Source organism: Paraburkholderia sp. RL17-373-BIF-A (assembly GCF_046030175.1).
Classification (GTDB): Bacteria; Pseudomonadota; Gammaproteobacteria; order Burkholderiales; family Burkholderiaceae; genus Paraburkholderia.
This window is the reverse complement of record NZ_JARESO010000552.1, coordinates 1-243: the sequence shown is the minus strand read 5'-3', so window position 1 is coordinate 243 and position 243 is coordinate 1. Positions and strand designations below refer to the sequence as shown.

At 63.4% G+C, this 243-nt stretch carries 1 protein-coding gene; it reads left to right on the top strand.

All coding sequences use genetic code 11. The features are described from left to right. A partial coding sequence (locus P0D80_RS51725) for an AMP-binding enzyme (RefSeq protein ID WP_408296824.1) occupies nucleotides 1-243 on the top strand: 243 nt, incomplete at both ends.

Sequence of the window (243 nt, the reverse complement as noted above, 5' to 3'; positions counted from 1 at the left end):
ACAGATCGCCGCAGCCGTAGGCCGTCCCGATATGCACGCGGGCGAGTTGCCGGTTGCCTATGTCCAGCTCAAGCCAGGCACCACCGCAACCGAAGCGGAATTGGCCGAATTCCTGCGTCACGAGATCAACGAACGCGCCGCGTTGCCAAAGGGGATACGAATCGTCGATGCGATGCCGCTGACGGGCGTCGGCAAGATCTTCAAGCCGGCGCTGAAACGGCGCGAAACGGCAGACGCCCTGGA